The sequence below is a fragment of the Hymenobacter segetis genome (assembly GCF_038448715.1).
In the GTDB taxonomy this organism is placed as follows: domain Bacteria; phylum Bacteroidota; class Bacteroidia; order Cytophagales; family Hymenobacteraceae; genus Hymenobacter; species Hymenobacter segetis.
The window spans coordinates 1-19703 of record NZ_JBCEVZ010000018.1; the positions used below are offsets into that span (position 1 = coordinate 1).

At 59.8% G+C, this 19703-nt stretch carries 14 protein-coding genes; 7 read left to right on the plus strand and 7 right to left on the minus strand.

Features of this window, described 5'->3' with window-relative positions:
• Nucleotides 1-171: 171 nt before the first annotated feature.
• Both AAFH49_RS09475 and AAFH49_RS09480 read right to left on the minus strand, forming a co-directional pair.
• On the minus strand, nucleotides 172-1290 hold the full coding sequence (locus AAFH49_RS09475; RefSeq protein WP_342297600.1) for a mechanosensitive ion channel family protein: 1119 nt from the start codon (nucleotides 1288-1290) through the stop codon (nucleotides 172-174).
• 60 nt (nucleotides 1291-1350) lie between these two features.
• Nucleotides 1351-2613 (minus strand): ABC transporter permease, encoded by a 1263-nt coding sequence (locus AAFH49_RS09480; RefSeq protein ID WP_342297602.1) that lies wholly within the window; start codon nucleotides 2611-2613, stop codon nucleotides 1351-1353.
• A 304-nt stretch (nucleotides 2614-2917) separates the two neighbouring features.
• Between AAFH49_RS09480 and queA the strand changes: the two genes are divergently transcribed.
• Together queA and AAFH49_RS09490 are read left to right on the plus strand one after the other, a co-directional pair.
• Nucleotides 2918-3967: a tRNA preQ1(34) S-adenosylmethionine ribosyltransferase-isomerase QueA gene (gene queA, locus AAFH49_RS09485; protein ID WP_342297696.1), complete on the plus strand. Its 1050-nt coding sequence runs from the start codon at nucleotides 2918-2920 to the stop codon at nucleotides 3965-3967.
• A gap of 94 nt (nucleotides 3968-4061) precedes the next feature.
• Nucleotides 4062-4778, plus strand: a complete 717-nt coding sequence (locus AAFH49_RS09490; protein WP_342297604.1) for a 2-C-methyl-D-erythritol 4-phosphate cytidylyltransferase — start codon at nucleotides 4062-4064, stop codon at nucleotides 4776-4778.
• A gap of 97 nt (nucleotides 4779-4875) precedes the next feature.
• Here AAFH49_RS09490 and AAFH49_RS09495 read toward each other — a convergent pair whose 3' ends face one another.
• From AAFH49_RS09495 to AAFH49_RS09505, 3 genes are all read right to left on the minus strand, one after another.
• Nucleotides 4876-8196, minus strand: coding sequence for a T9SS type A sorting domain-containing protein (locus AAFH49_RS09495; protein ID WP_342297606.1), 3321 nt, complete (start codon nucleotides 8194-8196; stop codon nucleotides 4876-4878).
• Nucleotides 8197-9043: 847 nt separating this feature from the next.
• The gene (locus AAFH49_RS09500) at nucleotides 9044-10444 is read right to left on the minus strand and encodes a T9SS type A sorting domain-containing protein (RefSeq protein WP_342297607.1); all 1401 of its coding nucleotides are present in this window, start codon (nucleotides 10442-10444) and stop codon (nucleotides 9044-9046) included.
• 1027 nt (nucleotides 10445-11471) lie between these two features.
• The gene (locus AAFH49_RS09505) at nucleotides 11472-12311 is read right to left on the minus strand and encodes a hypothetical protein (RefSeq protein ID WP_342297608.1); all 840 of its coding nucleotides are present in this window, start codon (nucleotides 12309-12311) and stop codon (nucleotides 11472-11474) included.
• 186 nt (nucleotides 12312-12497) lie between these two features.
• Between AAFH49_RS09505 and AAFH49_RS09510 the strand changes: the two genes are divergently transcribed.
• Together AAFH49_RS09510 and AAFH49_RS09515 are read left to right on the plus strand one after the other, a co-directional pair.
• Nucleotides 12498-13106, plus strand: a complete 609-nt coding sequence (locus tag AAFH49_RS09510) for a DUF4142 domain-containing protein (RefSeq protein WP_342297609.1) — start codon at nucleotides 12498-12500, stop codon at nucleotides 13104-13106.
• 81 nt (nucleotides 13107-13187) lie between these two features.
• Nucleotides 13188-13790 carry a DUF4142 domain-containing protein gene (locus AAFH49_RS09515; RefSeq protein ID WP_342297611.1) on the plus strand — a complete coding sequence of 201 codons (603 nt, stop codon included), beginning with the start codon at nucleotides 13188-13190 and terminating at the stop codon, nucleotides 13788-13790.
• A 14-nt stretch (nucleotides 13791-13804) separates the two neighbouring features.
• Here AAFH49_RS09515 and AAFH49_RS09520 read toward each other — a convergent pair whose 3' ends face one another.
• Complete coding sequence (locus AAFH49_RS09520; RefSeq protein WP_342297612.1) at nucleotides 13805-14242, minus strand: hypothetical protein; 438 nt, start codon at nucleotides 14240-14242, stop codon at nucleotides 13805-13807.
• Nucleotides 14243-14305: 63 nt separating this feature from the next.
• A complete protein-coding gene (gene uvrA / locus AAFH49_RS09525) occupies nucleotides 14306-17338 on the minus strand; it encodes an excinuclease ABC subunit UvrA (RefSeq protein ID WP_342297613.1) in 3033 nt (1010 codons plus the stop codon).
• A gap of 290 nt (nucleotides 17339-17628) precedes the next feature.
• Between uvrA and AAFH49_RS09530 the strand changes: the two genes are divergently transcribed.
• The 3 genes from AAFH49_RS09530 (at nucleotide 17629) to AAFH49_RS09540 (ending at nucleotide 19659) form a co-directional block, all read left to right on the plus strand.
• Entirely contained in the window at nucleotides 17629-18399 is a 771-nt protein-coding gene (locus AAFH49_RS09530) for a hypothetical protein (protein ID WP_342297615.1), read from the plus strand.
• A gap of 104 nt (nucleotides 18400-18503) precedes the next feature.
• Nucleotides 18504-19022, plus strand: a complete 519-nt coding sequence (locus tag AAFH49_RS09535) for a hypothetical protein (protein WP_342297617.1) — start codon at nucleotides 18504-18506, stop codon at nucleotides 19020-19022.
• A gap of 121 nt (nucleotides 19023-19143) precedes the next feature.
• A complete protein-coding gene (locus AAFH49_RS09540; protein ID WP_342297618.1) occupies nucleotides 19144-19659 on the plus strand; it encodes a hypothetical protein in 516 nt (171 codons plus the stop codon).
• The last annotated feature ends 44 nt before the right edge of the window (nucleotides 19660-19703 follow it).

Consider the following 19703-nt stretch of genomic DNA (forward strand, 5'->3'; position numbering starts at 1 on the left):
TTCGCTCGCATCTTCCGGCTCCCCCGGATTCTGCGGTCGCCAACATCTTCCAATCTTTAAAATAGAAAAGGCCACCTCACGGTGGCCTTTTTTGTTATAATGCGCCGTCCACAAAATCCGTGGAATCCGAAAAATCCGAGCGAAACGAAGTTCGGCGTAGCCAATCCGTGGTCATGCTTTAGCCACGGGAGCCGCCACCACGGGCGCGCCGGCAAACAGGCCACCGTGCTGCTCTACCACTTCCACAATGCTGTAGTTAAGGTCTTCTTTCACGTTGAGGTATTCGTCGTAGCTGGTGGTTTCCACGAAGTATTGCACGGTTACTTCCTTGCCGGCGGGCGTGAGGGCGTTGAACTTCATTTGCACGTCCTGAGTCACGAGCGGGTGGGCCTGCATGGCTTTCACGGCGTCGGCAATTATGGTGTGTAGCTGGGCGCTGGTAGTTTTCTGGTCGAAGGTGAGGGTGAAACCTACGCGGCGCGAGGTGCGCAGCGAGAGGTTATCCAGGGGCTTGTCAATCATGCTTTTGTTGGGCACGGTGACGTAGCTTTTTTCGGCGGTGCGCAGGCGGGTGCTGCGGAAACCGATTTTTTCTACAGTGCCGCTCACGTCGCCGGCCGTCACGAGGTCACCCACGCCAAAGGGCTGGTCGAGAAAGATGGTGAACGAGGCAATGAGGTTTTCGAGGCTTTCCTTGGCCGCGAAAGCCACCGCCAGCCCACCAATACCCAAGCCGCCGATGAGGGCCGTGACATTCACCCCAAACACCTGCCCCAGCGCCACCAGTACCGCGATGATGATAAAAAACACCTTCAGCAGGTCCTTGGCAAAGGGCAGAAACTGATTGTCGAGGCGCGTGGGGCCGCTGGTGGTTTCGCGCAGGGCCGCCCGGCGGGCCATCACCAGCAGGGCAAAATCGACGAGCCGCAGGGCCACCCGCGCCGCCGCTACGATGAAGGCCAGCGCCAGCACGCGCAGCAGCAGCACCTCGTGCCAGGGCAGCACGCCGGGGCCGGCCGTGGGGCTGTGCGGGTACGTGAGCGTAGTTCCGGCCAGCACCAGCGTAACGAGCAGCAGCAGCGTGGACAGCGGCTGGATGAGCAGGTTGTGCAGCTCCTCCTCCGTTACGCCAGCGGTGTAGCGCTTGGTGAGGGAAAACAGCAGCTTGCTGAGCAGCCGTGAAAACAACCGTCGGAAAGCGCTGCCCACCAACAGGATGAGCACCGCAATGAGGTATTGCCCGAGGGTATTGCCCAGGAGTTGGTAGTCGAGAAAAGCAGGAAGCGTCATGGGTAGCGATGAATCGTAGCGCGAACGACAAAGTTCGCGCTATGGCCGTCAATCCCTCCCCTACTTGGCCCGGATGGCAATCACCGGGTCCAGGTTAGCCGCCAGCACGGCGGGCACGATACCGGCAATAATGCCGATGCCCACCGAAATAAGCAGCCCCAGCACCACCCGCGCCGCCGACATGGTGAGCGGCAGCGCATCCTGCGGAATCAGCGTCACAAGCCACACCAACAGAATGCCCGCTGCGCCCCCAATCAGGCACAGGAACACCGCTTCGAACAGAAACTGGAACAGGATGAAGAAATTCTTCGCCCCCAGCGACTTCTGAATTCCGATGATGTTGGTGCGTTCGCGCACGCTCACAAACATGATGTTGGCAATGCCGAAGCCACCCACCAGGATGGCAAACGACCCGATAACGCCGCCCACCAAACCAATGACACTGAATAGTTTACCCACAGCCGAGGCAATCATTTCGGGGCGATTCAGGGCGAAATTGTCTTCCTCGCGGGGCTTCAGGCCGCGGATGTTGCGCATCACGCCGCGCATTTCGTATTCCAAATCGAGCAGGCCCACGTCTTCATCGCGGCCTTTCACGGCGATGGTGGCGCTGGGACCGCCGCCGAAACCGGTGGTGCTGAGCGCGAACATCTTCGTGAACATGGGGAACGGGATGATGCAGTTGGCGTCGTTACTGGAAATGGTGATGAGTTTTTTGCCCTCCTTTTCCATCACGCCAATGACGGTGAAAGTCTGGCCGCGCGCCTTGAACTGGCTGCCCAGCGCATTGCCGTGCGGATAAAGATTTTCGGCGATGGTGGCCCCGATGATGGCCACGGGCCGGGCGGCGTCCATTTCCTGCACCGTGAAGTAGCGGCCTTCCTTGATGGGCACGTTGCTCACGACGCGAAAGTCGTAGCTCACGCCCTGGAGCACGCAGTCGGCTACCGAGTTGGAGCCGGCTTTCAGGACGTTGCCGCTGTTGGCGGCGAAGATGGCGATGCCTTTATTATTGGGGCCGAGCTGCCGGCGGAGCTGCTGGTACTCGCGGGGTGTGGGCACGGGGCGCTGGAAATATTTCCACCACGGAAAGTCTGAATCGAAGGCGAAAGGCCATTTCGAGACGTAGATAATCTTGTCGCCTACAAAGTCGAGACTGCTGCGCACGTTGGCTTCCAGCGAATCGACGATGGTGAAAACGGCGATGATGGCAAAGATGCCAACCGTGACGCCCAGCAGCGACAAAACAGTGCGCAACAGGTTGGATTTGAGGGCATCCCAGGCGAAGAGAAAGCTTTCGAGGGTGAGGCGCAGGTTCAACATAAGGGCGGGCGGACACGAGTAAAGCAGCTTCCGGCCCCAAAAGACGGAAACCGGCGGGGAAGTTGCGCCAACTGGCCTTGCGGCGGGCATCCTTATCTGACGTCCGCGAAGCAAAGGACCTTATTACGTCTGAACAGTTTGCCGTAATTCAGGTACTGTAATGGCGGCAAGGTCCTTCGCTCAGCTCAGGAGGCCAGGCGACTAGATGAACGGAGCATTTCTTCAAAAATTAATGTTTCGAAAAAAAGCCGTACTTTTGCCTCCCCAAAATTCCGTATATTCCCCCAAATACTGCCCTATGGCGATGAAATTGCACGAGTTCAAATTTGAACTCCCTGAGGAGCTGGTGGCCATGCACCCCGCCCGCAACCGTGACGAAAGCCGCCTGATGGTGGTGCACCGCGCCACCGGCCAAATTGAGCATCGCAACTTTAAGGATATTCTCGACTATTTCAACGAGGGCGATGTAATGGTGTTCAACGACACCAAGGTTTTCCCGGCCCGCCTGTACGGCAACAAGGAAAAAACCGGTGCTAAAATCGAGGTTTTCCTGTTGCGAGAGCTGAACAAGGAGCTGCGCCTGTGGGACGTGCTGGTGGACCCCGCTCGCAAAATCCGCGTGGGCAACAAGCTGTATTTCGGCGAGTCAGACATGGTGGCCGAGGTGATTGACAACACGACTTCGCGCGGCCGTACCATCAAATTCCTGTTTGATGGCACCGACGAGGAGTTCCGCAAGGCGCTGTACGAGCTGGGCGAAACCCCGATTCCGAAAGAGGTTATCAACCGCGAAACCGAGCCTGCGGATAAGGAGCGGTACCAGACCATCTACGCCGAGCACATTGGCGCTGTGGCGGCTCCTTCGGCCGGCCTACACTTCACCCGCGAGGTGATGAAGCGCATGGAAATCAAGGGCATCGAGCCGGCGTTTGTGACGCTGCACGTAGGCCTGGGCACCTTCCGCACGGTGGATGTGGAAGACCTGACCAAGCACAAGATGGACTCGGAGAACTTCATCGTGACGGCCCCGGCCTGCGAAGTGGTGAACAAGGCCCTCGACCAGAAGAAAAAGGTGTGCGCCGTGGGCACCACCACCATCCGCGCCATGGAGGCGTCGGTGTCGGCCAATGCCCGCATGAAGCCCACGCAGGGCTGGATTGACCGGTTCATCTTCCCGCCCCACGATTTCAAAATCGCCAACTGCATGCTCACCAATTTCCACATGCCGGAGAGCACGCTCATCATGCTGGCGTCGGCCTTCGCCGGCTACCCCCTGCTGATGGAAGCCTACAAACAGGCCATCAAGGAGAAGTATAAGTTCTTCAGCTACGGCGACGCCATGTTGATTCTGTAGTTTGATTAATTAGACGAGCAAAAGGCCCGGCTGCAATGTGCAGCCGGGCCTTTTGCTTTGTCGGATATTTGCGCCTCTTTCAATTCTGCTGTTTATGGCTTTGCCGCGCCCTTCCGTTCATTCATCTGCTCAGTCCATCACCCATCGGTTTGCTATTCTGGTGGCGGGCGGCAGCGGCACCCGCATGGGGGCCGACCGGCCCAAGCAGTTTCTGCTGTTGCGCGGCGAGCCCGTGCTGCTGCACACGCTGCGCCGCTTTGCCGAGCCGGCGTTGGGCGTGAGCGACATTGTGGTGGTGCTGCCGGCCGACCAGCTCGATACCTGGCAGGCGCTGTGCGCGCAGTTCAGCGTGGATATTCCGCACCGGCTGGTGGCGGGCGGGGCCACGCGCTGGGCATCGGTGAAAGCCGGCCTGGCGGCCCTGAAAGCCCACACCGAGGGCCTGGTGGCGGTACATGATGGCGTGCGGCCGCTGGTGTCGCGGCAGGTGGTGGAGCGTACCTACGCCGCCGCCGCCACGCACGCCGCCGCCGCCGCTGCCGTGATGCCCAAGGACTCCGTGCGGCTGGTGTCGGCGCACGGCTCGGCGGCGCAGAACCGCAGCCGCCTGCGCCTGATGCAAACGCCCCAGACGTTCGAAATTGACCTGCTGCGCCGGGCTTATGCCATGCCCGAACTGGCCAGCTTCACCGACGATGCTACGGTGGTAGACGACCTGTGCCGCGTGCAGCTGGTGGAAGGCGACTACCGTAACCTGAAAATCACCACGCCCGAGGATTTGGTTGTGGCGGAGGCGCTGCTTGGGCAGTAGCAGATGCTGTCGCTGGTGCGTTAGCGGTGACAGTCTTCACGTCAAAAAGGCCCGTCCAAAGCTGGACGGGCCTTTTTAGTAGTCAGTGCCAGGATATTTATTTGACGAGACTGACGTGGTTGGTTTTGGTTTTGCCATCCGCTACCACGCGGTAGGTGTAGATACCGGTGGCCAGGAATTCCCCTTTGAGCTTCACCGAACGGGTTTCGCCCCCTGCCACGTCGCCATCAAAAAGAGTGGCCACTGCTACCCCAATGGCATTGTACACCTGCACCACCACGTGCCCCGACTTCGGCACTGAGAAATTGATGGTGGCATCCTTGCTGGTGGGATTGGGGTAGGCTTCCGTCAGGATGCCCTGCTGCAAGGCAGGCGCAGTGGTGGGCGAGGCAGCCGTGGCGACCCGGCCGGCCGAAGCCGGGCAACTTGCGGCCTGCCCCCCACAAATAGTGGCAGCCGAAACACACCCGCCAGCCGCCGCCGAAGCCGTAGCGGTGATGCTAAACCCTTTGCCGGCCCGCAGCACGAACACCAACGGCCCCGCGCTATAAGTGGTGCTTTGCGGATTTGTGCCGTCGGTTTCAGTCACCAGATACGTGGTGCCTGCTACGGGGCCGCAAACCGTGAGGGTGGGCGAGGTGAGCGTGCCGCACAGCGTAGCTTCCTGGATGGTCACGGTAGGCCCGGCGGGCTTGGCATTCACCGTCACGGCCACATCGCTGGTGGCGGCAGTACACACTGGGTTAGCCGAGCTGGTCACGGTCAGGCGCAGGGTTACCGTGCCGCTGCCGCCACTCACGGCGATGGTGGGCGCGTAGGTGCCGCCGTTGGTGATATTGACAGTCAGGCTATTGGGATTATTGAATACGGCCCACGAAGGCGTGCCGTTGCTGCCCGAGCCCGATGGCGAGAATGAGTTGCCGTTGGCACTCAAACACTGCGCTGCCGGTGCCGTGCCCGCATCGGCCGTTGGGTTGGGATTCACCGTCACGGCCACGTCGCTGGTAGCGGCGGTACACACCGGGTTAGCGCCGCTGGTCACCGTCAGGCGCAGGGTCACGGGGCCGCTGCCGCCACTCACGGCAATGGTGGGCGCGTAGGTGCCGCCGTTGGTGATATTGACGGTCAGGCTATTGGGATTATTGAACACGGCCCACGAAGGCGTGCCGTTGCTGCCCGAGCCGGCGAGCAGGAAGGAATTGCCCGCCGTGATGGCGCACTGGGCGGCCGGAGCCGTGCCCGCACTGGCCGTCGGGTTGGGATTCACCGTCACGGTCACGTCGCTGGTTGCATCACCACAGGTAGCACTGGTCACGGTCAGGCGCAGGGTCACGGTGCCACTGCCGCCGCTCACGGTGACCGTCGGCTTAGCCATGGCATCGCTGGAGAAAACCGCACTCAACGCACTGGGCGACTTGCTGAAGACCGTCCACTTGTAGGTGCCATTGGTCCCGCTGCCGTCCAGACTAAACGTGTTTCCCGCCGTGCTGGCGCACTGGGCCGCCGGGGCAGCGCCCGCACTAGCCGTCGGGTTGGGGTTCACCGTTACGGCCACGTCGCTGGTGGCCGCCGTGCAAAGGGGATTCGCGGTTCCGTTCACGGTCAGGCGTAGCGTCACCGTGCCGCTGCCACCGCTCACGGCGATGGTGGGCGCATAGGTGCCACCGTTGGTAATATTGACTGTCAGACTATTGGGGTTGGTTTGCACGGCCCACGAGGGCGTGCCGTTGCTGCCCGAGCCAGCCAGGACGAAGGAATTGCCCGCCGCGATGGCGCACTGCGCGGCCGGCGCGGTGCCCGCACTGGCCGTCGGCACCGGCTTCACCGTTACGGCCACGTCGCTGGTAGCGGCGGTACACACCGGGTTAGTGCCGCTGGTCACGGTCAGCCGTAGCGTTACCGTGCCGCTGCCGCCGCTCACGGCGATGGTGGGCGCGTAGGTGCCGCCGTTGGTGATATTGACGGTCAGGCTATTGGGATTATTGAACACGGCCCACGAAGGCGTGCCGTTGCTGCCCGAGCCGGCGAGCAGGAAGGAATTGCCTGTCGTGCTGGCGCATTGAGTGGCGGGGGCCGTACCGGCGTTAGCCGTGGGGTTGGGGTTCACCGTCACCACTACATCGTCGGGGGGCGACGAGCAGGTGGCTCCCACTTTGGTCACCGTCAGGGTGTAGGTGGTGGTGGCGCTGGGAGTCACCGCAACCTGAGCCGTCGTGGCGAAGGGCGCCGCACTGCCAATTGCCCACGAATAAGTGTAGCCCGATACGGCTGGGGTGCCAATGGTGGTAGAATTACCGGCGCAGACGGCCCTATCCGGGCCAGCATCCGCCGTCACGTTTATTTTGAGGTCCAGCGGAATGGGCTCCACAAAATCCGTCATGTTGGCCGACGAGGACTGGGATGATTTCGTGACCACCCACAGCGTCGATATTTTCCCCACGCAGGTGGTTTGCACATTTCTGTACACGGCAGAAATATCCACGGCCACCTCCGCAAACAGGTTGGTATCGTAGGACGAGCCCCCAAAAGGCGAATACGGCACATTGCTCAGCACCACCCCGTTGGTGCGGCCAAAGGCCGCCCCGGCCGGCGGGGCCTGAATCTGCACCCAGGTAAAAGCCCCGGCTACGGACTGCCACACCTCGTAGTACAGGTTGGGCACGGTGCCGCCGTTCACAAATTCGGCCGTGATTTGAATGTCCCCCGCCGTGCGCCCGCCGTCTGTGCCGGCGCTGGTGAAAGTGCCATTGGTGTTGCGCGTCAGCGTTTTTTGCAGGAACTGGAACGCCAGAAAGCTGTTGCCTTCCTTGGTGGCCCGGTCCCCGGCCATCATCACCCACGTGTCGCCGACGAAGGTGCCCGGCGCGGTGGCGCTTGAGGCCTCTTCGATGAACACCAGCGCGTTGTTGATGTCGTTTTTGGAAGGGTTGGGCCCGCCGGTCTTCCAGGTCACCGCTGTGTTGGGGTTCGAATCAATCTTACTGCCGCCCGAAAAAATGTCGTCCGTAGCCCCGTAAGAGTCGGTTTTATGAATCACCCGCTTTGGGTTGGCAGTTGCGGGCACGGTGCCGGTTGCCGACAGCACGCCGCCGTATCCGGCGGCCGTTAGCGGGTTCGGCAGCCAGTCGCCAGCACTCAAATAGCTGGCAGCATCGCCGCTGTAGGCAGTCAGGTCGCCATCAATCCCGAAGCCATTTGTGACACCAGTTGGCCTAGAATTGGGAATGGGCACCGGGGCCACGCCCGGCGGCACCGCATTTTGGGCAAAAGCGCCGGGGCTCAGGAGCAGCAGCGCCGCCAATAGTGCCCCGGCCGGCCGCCACAGTTTCCGGCCAGGCAGGGTAATGGAATAAAGAAAACGAACGAAAGCGCTTGCTGTAGCAAGCGAGGAATTAAGGGCGCGATAAGCAAGTTTCATGGGTGCGCAGATAAAGGTGAATGGTTGACAGCAGCAGCGTGCATGGCCCGCAAAGCGGCCAGCCGCAGCTTCCAATGGAGAGCCGCAGGGGAGACGAAACCAGCAAGTGAGGGACAATAGCGCCCCATTCCCGGGCTATTGGCCCGGAAAAACCCCGTGAAATCAGAAAGGGTGGCTACTTGTCAGAATGCAACCGGGCGCGCGAAAGCGGCGAGTGTGCAGGCAAGCGGCGGGGATGAAATAAGGGTATTGCTGATGCCCACATCAGCAAAGCGTTAGTATGACCGCCCTTGGGCTCAGGCAGTACGCGGAGGGCACAAGCGTGGCTCCCAGCCTAGGAAGACAGCCACACTCAAAGCAGTATATTCAAATGTATATATTAATTTTATTAAAAAATAGTTACTTTAATTTTATTATTAAAATTTTTAATAAATCCATGCCGGATAGTTCAAATCAAAGCGCATCAGTCTATGTATATGACAGATAAACCACGTCGGCGGCAAGCCAGTACTCCGGTGGCTATTGAGCCGGAAAATCATACAACTAATTGATTTACATCATATAGCCCATACACCTTATCCAGCTATTGCAAGTGAAGCAAGTGGCGCCAGAGACGAAGGCCGCTCAGCCCGGAATTGTCCACCAGGGCAAGGGTTATCCCCGGCTGGGCTTTTGTACTTAGTGGGCACCTGGTTGTATTTGGCGGGCACAATGTCCAAAATATCCGCTTTAGCAGTGTTCATGCCCGTACCCCACATGGCCGTGGGCCAATCGAGCGGCCGCCCACCAAAGCAAAAAGGCCCGTCCCAGCGGAACGGGCCTTTTTTAAACACCAACTAACCGGGGCTTATTTGTCGAGAATAACGCGGTTGGTTTTGGTTTTGCCATTGGCCACTACGCGGTAGGTGTAGGTGCCAGCCGCCAGCGTACCGCCTTTCAGCACCACCGAGCGTTGCTCGCCAGCCAGGGCTTCCCCGTCGAACAGCGTGACCACCGGCCGGCCCATCGCATCGTACACCTGCACCAGCACGTGCCCGCTCTTGGGCACCGAGAAGTTGATGGTGGCGTCCTTGGTGGTGGGATTGGGGTAGGCCATTGTTTGGATATCTTTGGCTCCCACCGTCGATGGTGCAGGGCTGTTGGAGACACGGGCAGGAGAAGGGCAGGTGGTCACAATCCGAGTGGGAGAATTAGTGCAGGTGGTGGCGTCGGAAACACAGCCAGCCGAACTGGTAGCAATGACGCTAAAGCCCTTGCCTTCGTGCATGTTGATTGTCAATGCGCCTGATTTGTATGTAGTAGACTGAATGAGGGATGTTCCGTCCCCCTCATACACATCGTATTTGGTATCAACTACCGGGTTACAAATCGTCAGCTTTGGCACCGTGACCGTGCCGCACAGCGAGGACTCTGTAATTATCACCGAAGGGCCGGGGGCGGTAGCTGGCTGGTCGTTAATAGTAGAACAGGTTTGGGACGAAATACAGCCGGCTGCGTTCTTGCACCGGACGCAGTGGCTACCCGGGGCTAAGTTCCCAAAGGTAGTTGCAGTGCCGAAGGCGCCGCCGTCCAAGTTGTAGGTGAGACCGGTGCCCAAAGGAGCGGTTACCTCGATGCTTCCGGTAGCGCTTGTACAGGTAGTCTGGGTTGGCGTCAGGCTCGGTGCCAAGGGGGCACTTTCGCTACCCAGCGTGAAGTTGAAACTGTACTTACAAGCCGGAGAAGACGAGTCTTTTACGTAAATGGTGTAGGTAGCAGCAGCAAGATTGCTGAAAGTAGCCGAGCTCTGGTACGTCACATCATCCCGGCTGTAAGTATAAGGCGACTTTCCGCCCGTAGCCGAGACGGTGATACTGCCCGTGCTTGCGCCTACACAAGGCTTAACAGACGAACTCACACTAGCCGAGAGCGGCGTAATGATTGCCAGGGAAGGAAGGGTGCCGCACTTAGGAGCAATCTTCGACGGGTCGAGCGGGCACTGGCGATTGGTGTTGTCGGCAGCGTCCGTCCAGGCCAGATATAAGCCCGTAATCGTCAAGGCATCGCCGCAGGTATATGTGATTTTGGGTAGGCCCGAGTTGTTGCTTGAAGAAAAGGAGGTGATTGCATTGGGCGGAACCGGGCCCACGCAGCCAGTTATCGAGGTTGGTGTGGAACTGGTGCCATCAGAATGCCGAATGGTGAGCGTGCCCCAGAACGCAAACGAAGTGCGAAGTGAGCCAGTGGAGTTGTTGATGGCTATTGTCAAATCCGATGTCAGTGTAGTGCCGGAGGTACAGGTAACGCAGCCCGTGCCCGTTATCGAAGCGCTAACCAGTTCCAAATCCTTGGACGTACATCTGTTTGCATTAGGAAAGGTTTGTGCGAGTGCCGTACTGGAGAACATAAGCCCCGCCACCATGAGCAGCAAGAAATGCAGCCAACCAGTAGTGCCCATTCTTTGAGCAGAAGTTGAGGCTAACAGCCATTTAGAAAATGTGCCTTGACAAGCATGAGGTGTATGAGAAATGAGTTTCATGGTCTTGTGGATAAAGGTTTGTGCTTGATATACTAGCAATTGAAGGCGCTGCGGAGCAGCAGCACAGCTAAGCGCGCAATGGCAACCCGTCGTGTTGAGGAGGTCGAAATCGAGGGCCAATAAGGTCCTGCACCCCAGCTGGCGGCTGGGGAAAACCCTGATTCAAAAGTGGGTGGCTACGTGCTGCAATCCTTCGCCACGCCCCTAAAGCGCGGAATACGAATGCGGAATGCGAAGGCAGGTAGTGGCGCGAAAGATGGGCTGTACCATCGAGTGAAACAGCTAAGCCCTGAATGACTGCCTAAAACAGGGCAGCGCACGAGGTCACAAGTCACCGCTCCCGTATCTGCGGGAGGGTGCTTAAATATAGTATATTGTTAATATATACTATACAAAATACTATGTCAAGAACATTTATTACTATTTTCTCACGTTTCCACCGCAGCTCTTACCGTATCAAGGTCGGCCAACTTAATTATCAATCATTTATTGATTGGTGGGTGTATCATTTTTCTTGCATTTATCAGCAATAAAACTTCGATAATTGATAGTCACCCGCTAATTGTTTTGCCCGAAACAGGTAAAGCTGCAAGCCCGGCCAGAGCAACGCAGCCAGAAATAACAGCGCCGATTTCCTTGCCGGCATTATTCAAATGAAACCAAAGCACCAGATGATGCGCCAACCCAGCGGGCACAAAAAAAGGCTGCCCGTGGGCAGCCTTTTCAGAAATCGATACGCTGGTTTGCCGAAGCGTGCTTAGCGCAGTGCGATGGTTTTGGTGTGGCCATTCACGGTCACGGTGGCCACGTTGTCGCAGGTGCCGGTGCCGTAGTCCAGCGTCATGGTCTTGCTGTTGGTGTTGGTGACGGCAATAGTGCCCTGCACGAAGTATTTGGGGCAGTCGGCGCGCTTGACGAGGGCATTCTGGATGGTAGCGGTGTAGCCCACGTTCTTGCGGTTGGTGCCCGTGGCCGAGCCGGTTACGTTGTACACGTCGTCGGATACCTGCGGGGTGCCGAAACCATTCGTGCAGGTGAAGGTCCAGTTGGCGGTCCAGGAGTGGGTACCGCCGTTGTTGGCGCGGATGATGCTGGCGTTGGTCACGTCAACGGTGAACGAGCCGCCGCCGATATCAGTGAAGGTGCGGGTGGCGGTGTGCTGGTTGTCGTTCACGAAATAGTTGTCGCGGGTGACCACCGCCCCGGCCCGGCGGGTCAACACGTCAGTGGTGAAGTGAACGATGATTTTGCCCCGGCGGTAGCGGCCATCGGCGCACAGGCAATTGGTGGTGCCGAAGTCGATGGTGAGGGTTTTGGTGGCAAAGTCGTAGCTGCGGTTGGCGCAGGTGCCGAAACGGGCTTTGAAGTCGTTTTCGCCGATTAGGTAAGCCGAGCCCTGTACAGTAGGGTCGGCGGGGCCGGCCATCTTCATGGCTTCCGAGCTCATGGCCGTTTCAGAGTTATCGTCGGTGCGGTCTTCGGCCGTGGTGATGTCGTCGGAGGGCGTGGCGTCGTTGTTGCGGTTGCAGCTGGCGGTGAGCAGTGCGCCGCTGGCGAGACAGGCAAAGGCCAGGGAACGGAGAGAAACGGTACGCATGACGGGGTGAGAAAAAGTGTATGAATGGGAATGTTGAACGGCGGTTGTGGTTGGTTGGAAGCAAAGGTGCTACGTGGGTTTAACCCGGCCGTAAAAAAACTTCTCCCGCCCCGCAAAAAACCCAGCCCGGGGCGAGTCGTATAGATGGCATATCAGCCCATCTGGCTTATTATCAACTTATTTCTCATGCGCCCCTTTCCTGCCCTTGCAATGCCGTTGCGGCTGTTTAAATGGGCAGCCGTGGCCCTGCCGCTGCTGGCAGCCTGCTCGTCGGGCGGCGGCAAGGCCGATGCCGTGGACGCGGCGATGGCTCAGAACGAAAAGAAAATTGACGCCGCCGATATCACCAAAAAGCAGGAGGCCGACGCCGAATTCCTAGTAAAAAGCACTAGCAATGCCCTGCTCGAAGTAGAGCTGGGCAAGCTGGCGCAGGCCCGGGCCACCTCTCCTACCGTGCGCAGCTACGGGGCCAGCCTGGTGCCGCAGCGGCTGGAGCTGCTGGGCACGCTCCGCGCCCTGGCCGCCGCCAAGGGCCTGACCGTGCCCGCCGCCCTCGGCGATGACGAGCAGGAGGCGTACCACGAGGCCAGCACCCAGGCCGGTGCCCAGATTGACAAGCACCTGATGGCCCTGCTGGTGAAAGCCCAGAAGCAGGACGAGGATGCCTTCGACGACATGAGCGACGATGCGTACGACGGCGACATTCGCGGCTTCGCGGCCAAGTTCCACGACGCCGTGCAGGAGCAGCTCGATGCGGCCAAAGCAACCGCCGACGTGGCCGAAAAGCTACCATAAGCCGCAGGACTTCAGCAAATTTTCATTGATGCGGATTCATCTTACCCTATCCACTTCACTTCACCAACCCCTTCTCTCGCCATGAAACGCTCGTTCATCACCCTGCTCAGTGCCGCCATGCTGCTGATTGCCGCTGCCGGCTGCAACACGAATGACTCCGTGAAGGAGGCCCAAAAAGTTAACGAAGTGAAAGCCGACAGTGCCACGGCCAACACCAACATGGGCAAAATTGAGGAAAAAGGCATGGACTACGACTCCAAGTTCATGACCAAGGCCGCCAGCGGTGGCATGCTCGAAGTTGAACTTGGTAAGCAGGTGGCAGCCCGGGCCGTGACGCCCCAGGCCAAGGAATTTGCCAAGAAAATGGTATCAGACCACACCAAGGCCAACGCCGAGCTGATGGCGCTGGCGGCTAAAAAGAACATCACCCTGCCCACCGCCCTCGGCAACGACCACCAGAAGGTGCTGAAAGACGTGGCCGAAAAGAAGGGCGTGAAAATGGACCAGGAGTACATGAAGGAAATGCTCAAGGACCACGAGGAAGACGTAAAAGAGTTCACCGACGCCTCCATCAAGGCCTCCGACCCAGACATTAAAGCCTTTGCAGCCAAAACCTTGCCCGTGCTGAAAATGCACCTCGATATGGTGACCAAGATGCGCCCGGCCGTGGATGCGGCCAAGTAAAACCTGACCAGCAGCTACTTACTGGCCGACCCCACGGCCACGGCTTCCCACTGCAACTCGTAGGAGTCGCAGCGCAGGGCGTTGATATTCATGCGAAAGCGGCCTTTGGCCGTTTTGCCGGCAATTTGCCCGCCCAGGTCGAAGCACCACGCCGTGGCCCCGCCGTTTGGCGGCTCGCAGAGGCGGCCGGCAATGGTGCCATTGGTGACAGTGAAAGTGCCTTTGGTGGGGCCGGCGGCGCGCTGGCGCTCCAGCTTGCCGCCGCAGCGCCAGTAGCCATTGAAGGTGAAGTCGCTCACGGTTTTGCCGTCGGGCGCAAGCACGAAGCTCAGGCTGTCGCCTTTCATGCCGTTGAGGAATTTGCCCTTGAACAGGGTGCCCGGTTTAGGCGCTTTGGGTGAGGTGCCGGCGGCGAGGCCCAGCAGCAGGGGAAATAGTAAAAATGTACGCATTTGCAGGAATGAAAAGAGGCCGGAAAAATAAATTTTTCCGGCCTCTTTCGCAATACGTTTCAGTTACGCGGTGGCGTACTTGCTCGTTTTCAACTCCTCGGCCAGGAAACGGGCGGTGTGGCCCTTGCCGGATTTGGCCACCTGCTCGGGCGTGCCTTGGGCCACGATGGTGCCACCGCCCGCGCCGCCCTCGGGGCCGATGTCGATGACGTGGTCGGCCACTTTAATCAGGTCGAGGTTGTGCTCAATGATGAGGACGGTGTTGCCCTTGTCGGCCAGCTTCTGGAGCACATCGGCCAAGTGGTTGATGTCCTCGAAGTGTAGGCCGGTGGTGGGCTCGTCGAGGATGTAGAAGGTCTTGCCGGTGTCCTTTTTGCTGAGTTCGGTGGCAAGTTTCACACGCTGGGCTTCGCCGCCCGAAAGCGTGGTGGCCTGCTGGCCCAGCGTGAGATAGCCGAGTCCTACCTCGTTCAGGGTCTTTATTTTGCGCAGGATGCGGGGCTGGTATTCGAAGAATTCCACGGCCTTTTCCACCGTCATGTCCAGAATGTCGGTGATGGACTTGCCTTTGAAGCGCACTTCCAGCGTTTCGCGGTTGTAGCGGCGGCCTTTGCAGGTTTCGCAGGGCACGTGCACGTCGGGCAGGAAGTTCATTTCGATGGTACGGATGCCCGCGCCTTCGCAGGTTTCGCAGCGCCCGCCCTTCACGTTGAAGGAGAAGCGGCCGGGGCCGTAACCACGGATTTTCGCCTCCGCCATCTCGCCAAACAGCTGGCGGATTTCAGTGAATACCCCCGTGTAAGTGGCCGGGTTTGAGCGCGGCGTGCGTCCGATGGGCGACTGGTCGACCTCAATCACCTTGTCCACCAAATCCAGCCCTTCGATGCTGCCGTAGGCCAGCGGCTCGCGCTTGGCATTAAAGAAATACTGGTTGAGAATCGGGTACAGCGTGTCGTGGATGAGCGTGGATTTGCCCGAACCGGATACGCCCGTCACGGCCACTAGCTTGCCCAGCGGCACTTTCAGGGTCACATTTTTCAGGTTGTTGCCCTTCGCACCTTTCAGCACCAGCTCGGTGCCTTCGCCCTTGCGCTTCTTGCGCTGCATCTCGATGTGCTTCTGCCCGCTGAGGTACTGCGAGGTGAGCGAGCCGGAATTGAAAATCTCCTGCGGCGTGCCCGAAGCCACGATGTGGCCGCCGTGGATGCCCGCGCCGGGGCCGATATCGAGCACGTGGTCAGCGTGCAGAATCATGTCCTTGTCGTGCTCCACCACAATCACCGAGTTGCCGATGTCGCGCAAGTGCTGCAAGGCTTTGATGAGCCGCTCGTTGTCGCGCTGGTGCAGGCCAATGCTGGGTTCGTCCATGATGTAGAGCACACCCACGAGTTGGGTACCAATCTGGGTGGCGAGGCGGATGCGCTGGCTTTCGCCGCCGCTCAGCGTGCGCACCGGGCGGTGCAGGTTCAGGTAGTCGAGGCCTACTTCGAGCAGGAAGCCGATGCGCTTGCGAATTTCTTTGAGTAGCTCGCGGGCGATGACGTTCTGGCGGTCGGTCAAGCGGCTTTCCAGCCCTTCAAACCAGCCAGCGAGGTCGTTCAAGTCCATCACCGACAGCTCGCCGATGTGCTTGTCGTCCATTTTGAAGTGCAGGCTTTCCTTTTTCAGGCGGTAGCCGTGGCACTCGGGGCAGGGCTGGGCCTGCGCGTACTGCGCAATCCACTCCCGAATGTTGTCCGACTCGGAATCCATCTGCCGACGCAGGAAGGGAATAATGCCCTCGAACGGCTCCGAATACATGCCCTTGCCGCTGTCGGCCTCATCCTCTGAGATGCCGTGGAGCAGGCGCTTCAGCAGTTCCTCGGGCAGCTTCTCAATCGGCGTGTTCAGCGTGGCTTTGTTCTTCTTGAGAATGAGCTGGAGCTGCTGGAAAATCCAGATGTCGCGGTACTCGCCCAGCGGCGCGATGCCGCCCCGGCTGATGCTCAGCTTGCGGTCGGGCAGCACCGCTTCCTCGGTAATTTCCTGCACTTCGCCCAGACCGTTACAGGTCGGGCAGGCGCCGTAGGGCGAGTTGAATGAGAACGTGTTGGGTGCCGGGTCGTCGTAGGCGATGCCGGTGGCAGGGTCCATCAGGAAGCGCGAGAAGAACTGCGGCGTGGCCTTTTTCGCGTCGGGGTCGAGCACCAACATGGTGCCCTTGCCGTGGGTGAGGGCATTCTGCACCGAGCCCGATAGGCGGAACCGGTCTTCCTCCTTCACCAGCAGCCGGTCAATCACGATTTCGATGTCGTGGATTTTGTAGCGGTCCACCTGCATCTTGGGCGTAATGTCGAGGATTTCGCCATCGACGCGCACTTTGGTGAAACCCAGCTTGGCAATCTTCTGGAAATCTTCGCGGTAGTGGCCTTTGCGGCCTTTCACCACGGGCGCCAGCGCCACCAGCTTCTTGCCGTCGAAGTGCTTGATGATGTAGTTGATAATCTGGTCGTCAGACTGCCGAATCATCTTCTTGCCGGTGGCGTAGCTAAATGCCTCAGCGGTACGCGCATACAGCAGGCGCAGGAAATCGTAAATCTCCGTGATGGTGCCCACCGTGGAGCGCGGGTTGCGCGAAGTAGTCTTCTGCTCGATGCTGATAACCGGCGACAGGCCCTCAATCTTGTCCACGTCGGGCCGCTCCAGCCCACCCATAAACGAGCGGGCGTAGGCCGAAAACGTCTCCATGTACCGCCGCTGCCCCTCGGCATAAATGGTATCGAAGGCCAGGCTCGACTTGCCCGAACCCGAAATACCCGTGAACACCACCAAGCGGTTGCGCGGAATCTTCACGCTCACGTTTTTCAGGTTGTGCTCGCGTGCGCCGTACACCTCGATGTACTGCGCTTCCAGGTGCTGCGAGGCGGGGCTGTGACCGTTGAGCTGGCCATGTACGTGCTCGGTAACGGGGCCGGCGGCCGGAATTTCGGTGATATCACGCACGGCGGCAGCCGTTTCGGCGGCCGCGGCCGCGCCGTTGGATGCCGGTTTTTTCTTAGCGGCGGCCGGGGCTTTAGGAGCTTTGGCAACCGGGGTAGCAGTGGATTTTTTGGCCATTCAGAAACGCAGCGAATAAGTTCGCAAAAGTACGGAAAGCGCCGCCCGATAGCTAGTCCGGGCCGCGAGATAAGACGAGGAATGACGCCGCGGGGCGTCGGGGTATAACCCCAAACGGGGGGTATTTGTCCCCGGAAATCCTGCGGAAAATAAATCGGCGTTGATTTTGGGCAATTGGGCGAATGTTTTGGGCCAACCAACGGTTGGCGGGGTACTCTGGCACTTGCCTTGCATCTATTGAAGTGGCAGCACCGTTACGGAGCTAGCTTATTTTTTATCAACTCCTTATCATGAAACCCCTCGCAAAATTTGTTGGCGCAGCCCTGGTGGGCGCGATGGCGCTGTTCGCGGCTCCGGCCGCCCAGGCCCAGGTGGGGGTGAATATTAATATTGGCACCCCGGCCTGGGGGCCGCAGGTTCCCTACGGCACGCAGTATTACTACATCCCCGAGATTGACGGCTACTACGACCTCTACAACCAGCAGTACATTGTGTACCAGGATGGTTACTGGGTGCCGCTGCCCGAGCTGTACGGCTACGACCCCTACCAGTTCCACCCGGTCATTGTAGACTATCGCGGGGCCCAGCCCTGGCTGCGGGTCGATTACTACCGCCAGCGCTACGCCTACCAGCCCTATCGTAACTACGGCCCCAGCCGCGCCGGCTACTACAATGGCGGCTATGGCTACGGCCCCAGCTACGGCCGCTCCCGCTACGACAACCGCGGCGGCTACTCCAACGGCCGCAACTACGGCGACCGGGACCGCGACGACCGCGGCGGCTACCGCGGCAACGACAACCGCGGCGGCGACCGTGACAACCACGGCCAGTACCCCGGCGGCGGCGGCTACAACACCCCGCGCGGCAACCCCATGCCTCAGCAGCCCACGCAGCATCCGCAGCAGGGTGGTGGCGGCTACAACCCCGGCCAGGGCCAGGGCAACCACGGCGGCTTCGGTGGCGGCCAGGGCCAGCAGGGCGGTGGCCAGGGCAACAACGGCGGCGGGCGCGGCAATGGCGGCGGCAACAACGGTGGCGGCCGTGGCCACGGCCGCGACTAAGCCCGTTCTATAGTGCGCCCAACTTGTTGGGGCCAACTCTAGTATAAAGCGCCCGGTCCAATCAGTGGGTCGGGCGTTTTGCTTTTGCCTTTAATCATTTCTCTATGAAACTCATTCCCACCGTGCTCTGCGCCATCCTGGTTGGAGGCACGGCGCTTGTGGCCGCGCCAGCCGCCCAGGCCCAAATCAACATCAATATCAACCCGCCCAGTTGGGGGCCGGCCGTACCGCAGGGCTCGCAGTACTACTACATTCCCGAAACTGACGGTTTCTACGACGTGCCGACCCGCGAGTACCTAGTGCGGCGCGATGGCCGCTGGGTGCGCACCCGCACTATTTCGGGCTACAACACGGCCAATTTCCACCCCGTAGTGGTTGATTATGTAGGCGCCGAGCCTTGGTCGCGCTACGACGAGTACCGCGCCCGCTACCCCCGCGGCGGCAACCCCAGCAACGGCGCGCTGCCGCCCGGCCAGGCCAAGAAAATGGGCTACCGCGCCAATCCCAGCAACGGCGGCCTGCCCCCCGGCCAGGCCAAGAAAATGCAGGGCCGCTACGATGACGACCACGGCCGAGACCACGACGACGACCATGGCAAGGGCCACGGCAAAGGCAAGCATTAAGCCGCCGGCTGCACTACGACCAGGCCCCGCCCCACTGGCGGGGCTTTTTGCTGCGGCAGTATTTGGCATCTTCCTTTTAAACAGCGCCGTATTACCCCATTATTTCACTTCGTAAAAAGCCATGAATTTCACCCCAAAAACCCTGTGCGTGGCGCTGGTTAGCGTGGTTGCGCTGGCCCTAGCCCCGGCGGCCAAAGCGCAGGTCAACGTGAATGTGAACGTAGGCCAGCCCGCCTGGGGGCCGCCCGTGCCCCAGGGCACGCAGTTCTACTACATCCCCGAAATCGACGGCTACTACGACCTGTATGCTCAGCAATACATTGTATTCCGCAACGGCCAATGGGTGCCCGTGGCCGTGGTGGATGGCTACGACCCCTACCAGTTTCACCCCGTAGTGCTCGACTACAGGGGCCGCCAGCCGTGGGTGTACGTGGGCGCGCACCGCGACCGCTACCCCCGCCGCGTAGTGGTGGTGCAGCCCCGCCCCGTGATAGTGCGCCAGCGCGGCCTGCCGCCCGGCCAGGCAAAAAAGCTCTATCGAGAAGGCTACCGCGAAGGCCGGCAAAATGACCAGGGTCACGGCAATGGTCACGGCAATGGTCACGGCAATGGCCACGGTCGCGGCCACGGCCATTAAACCACCGCAACTTGCCCCAAACCACCTAAAGGACCGGCCCCTCA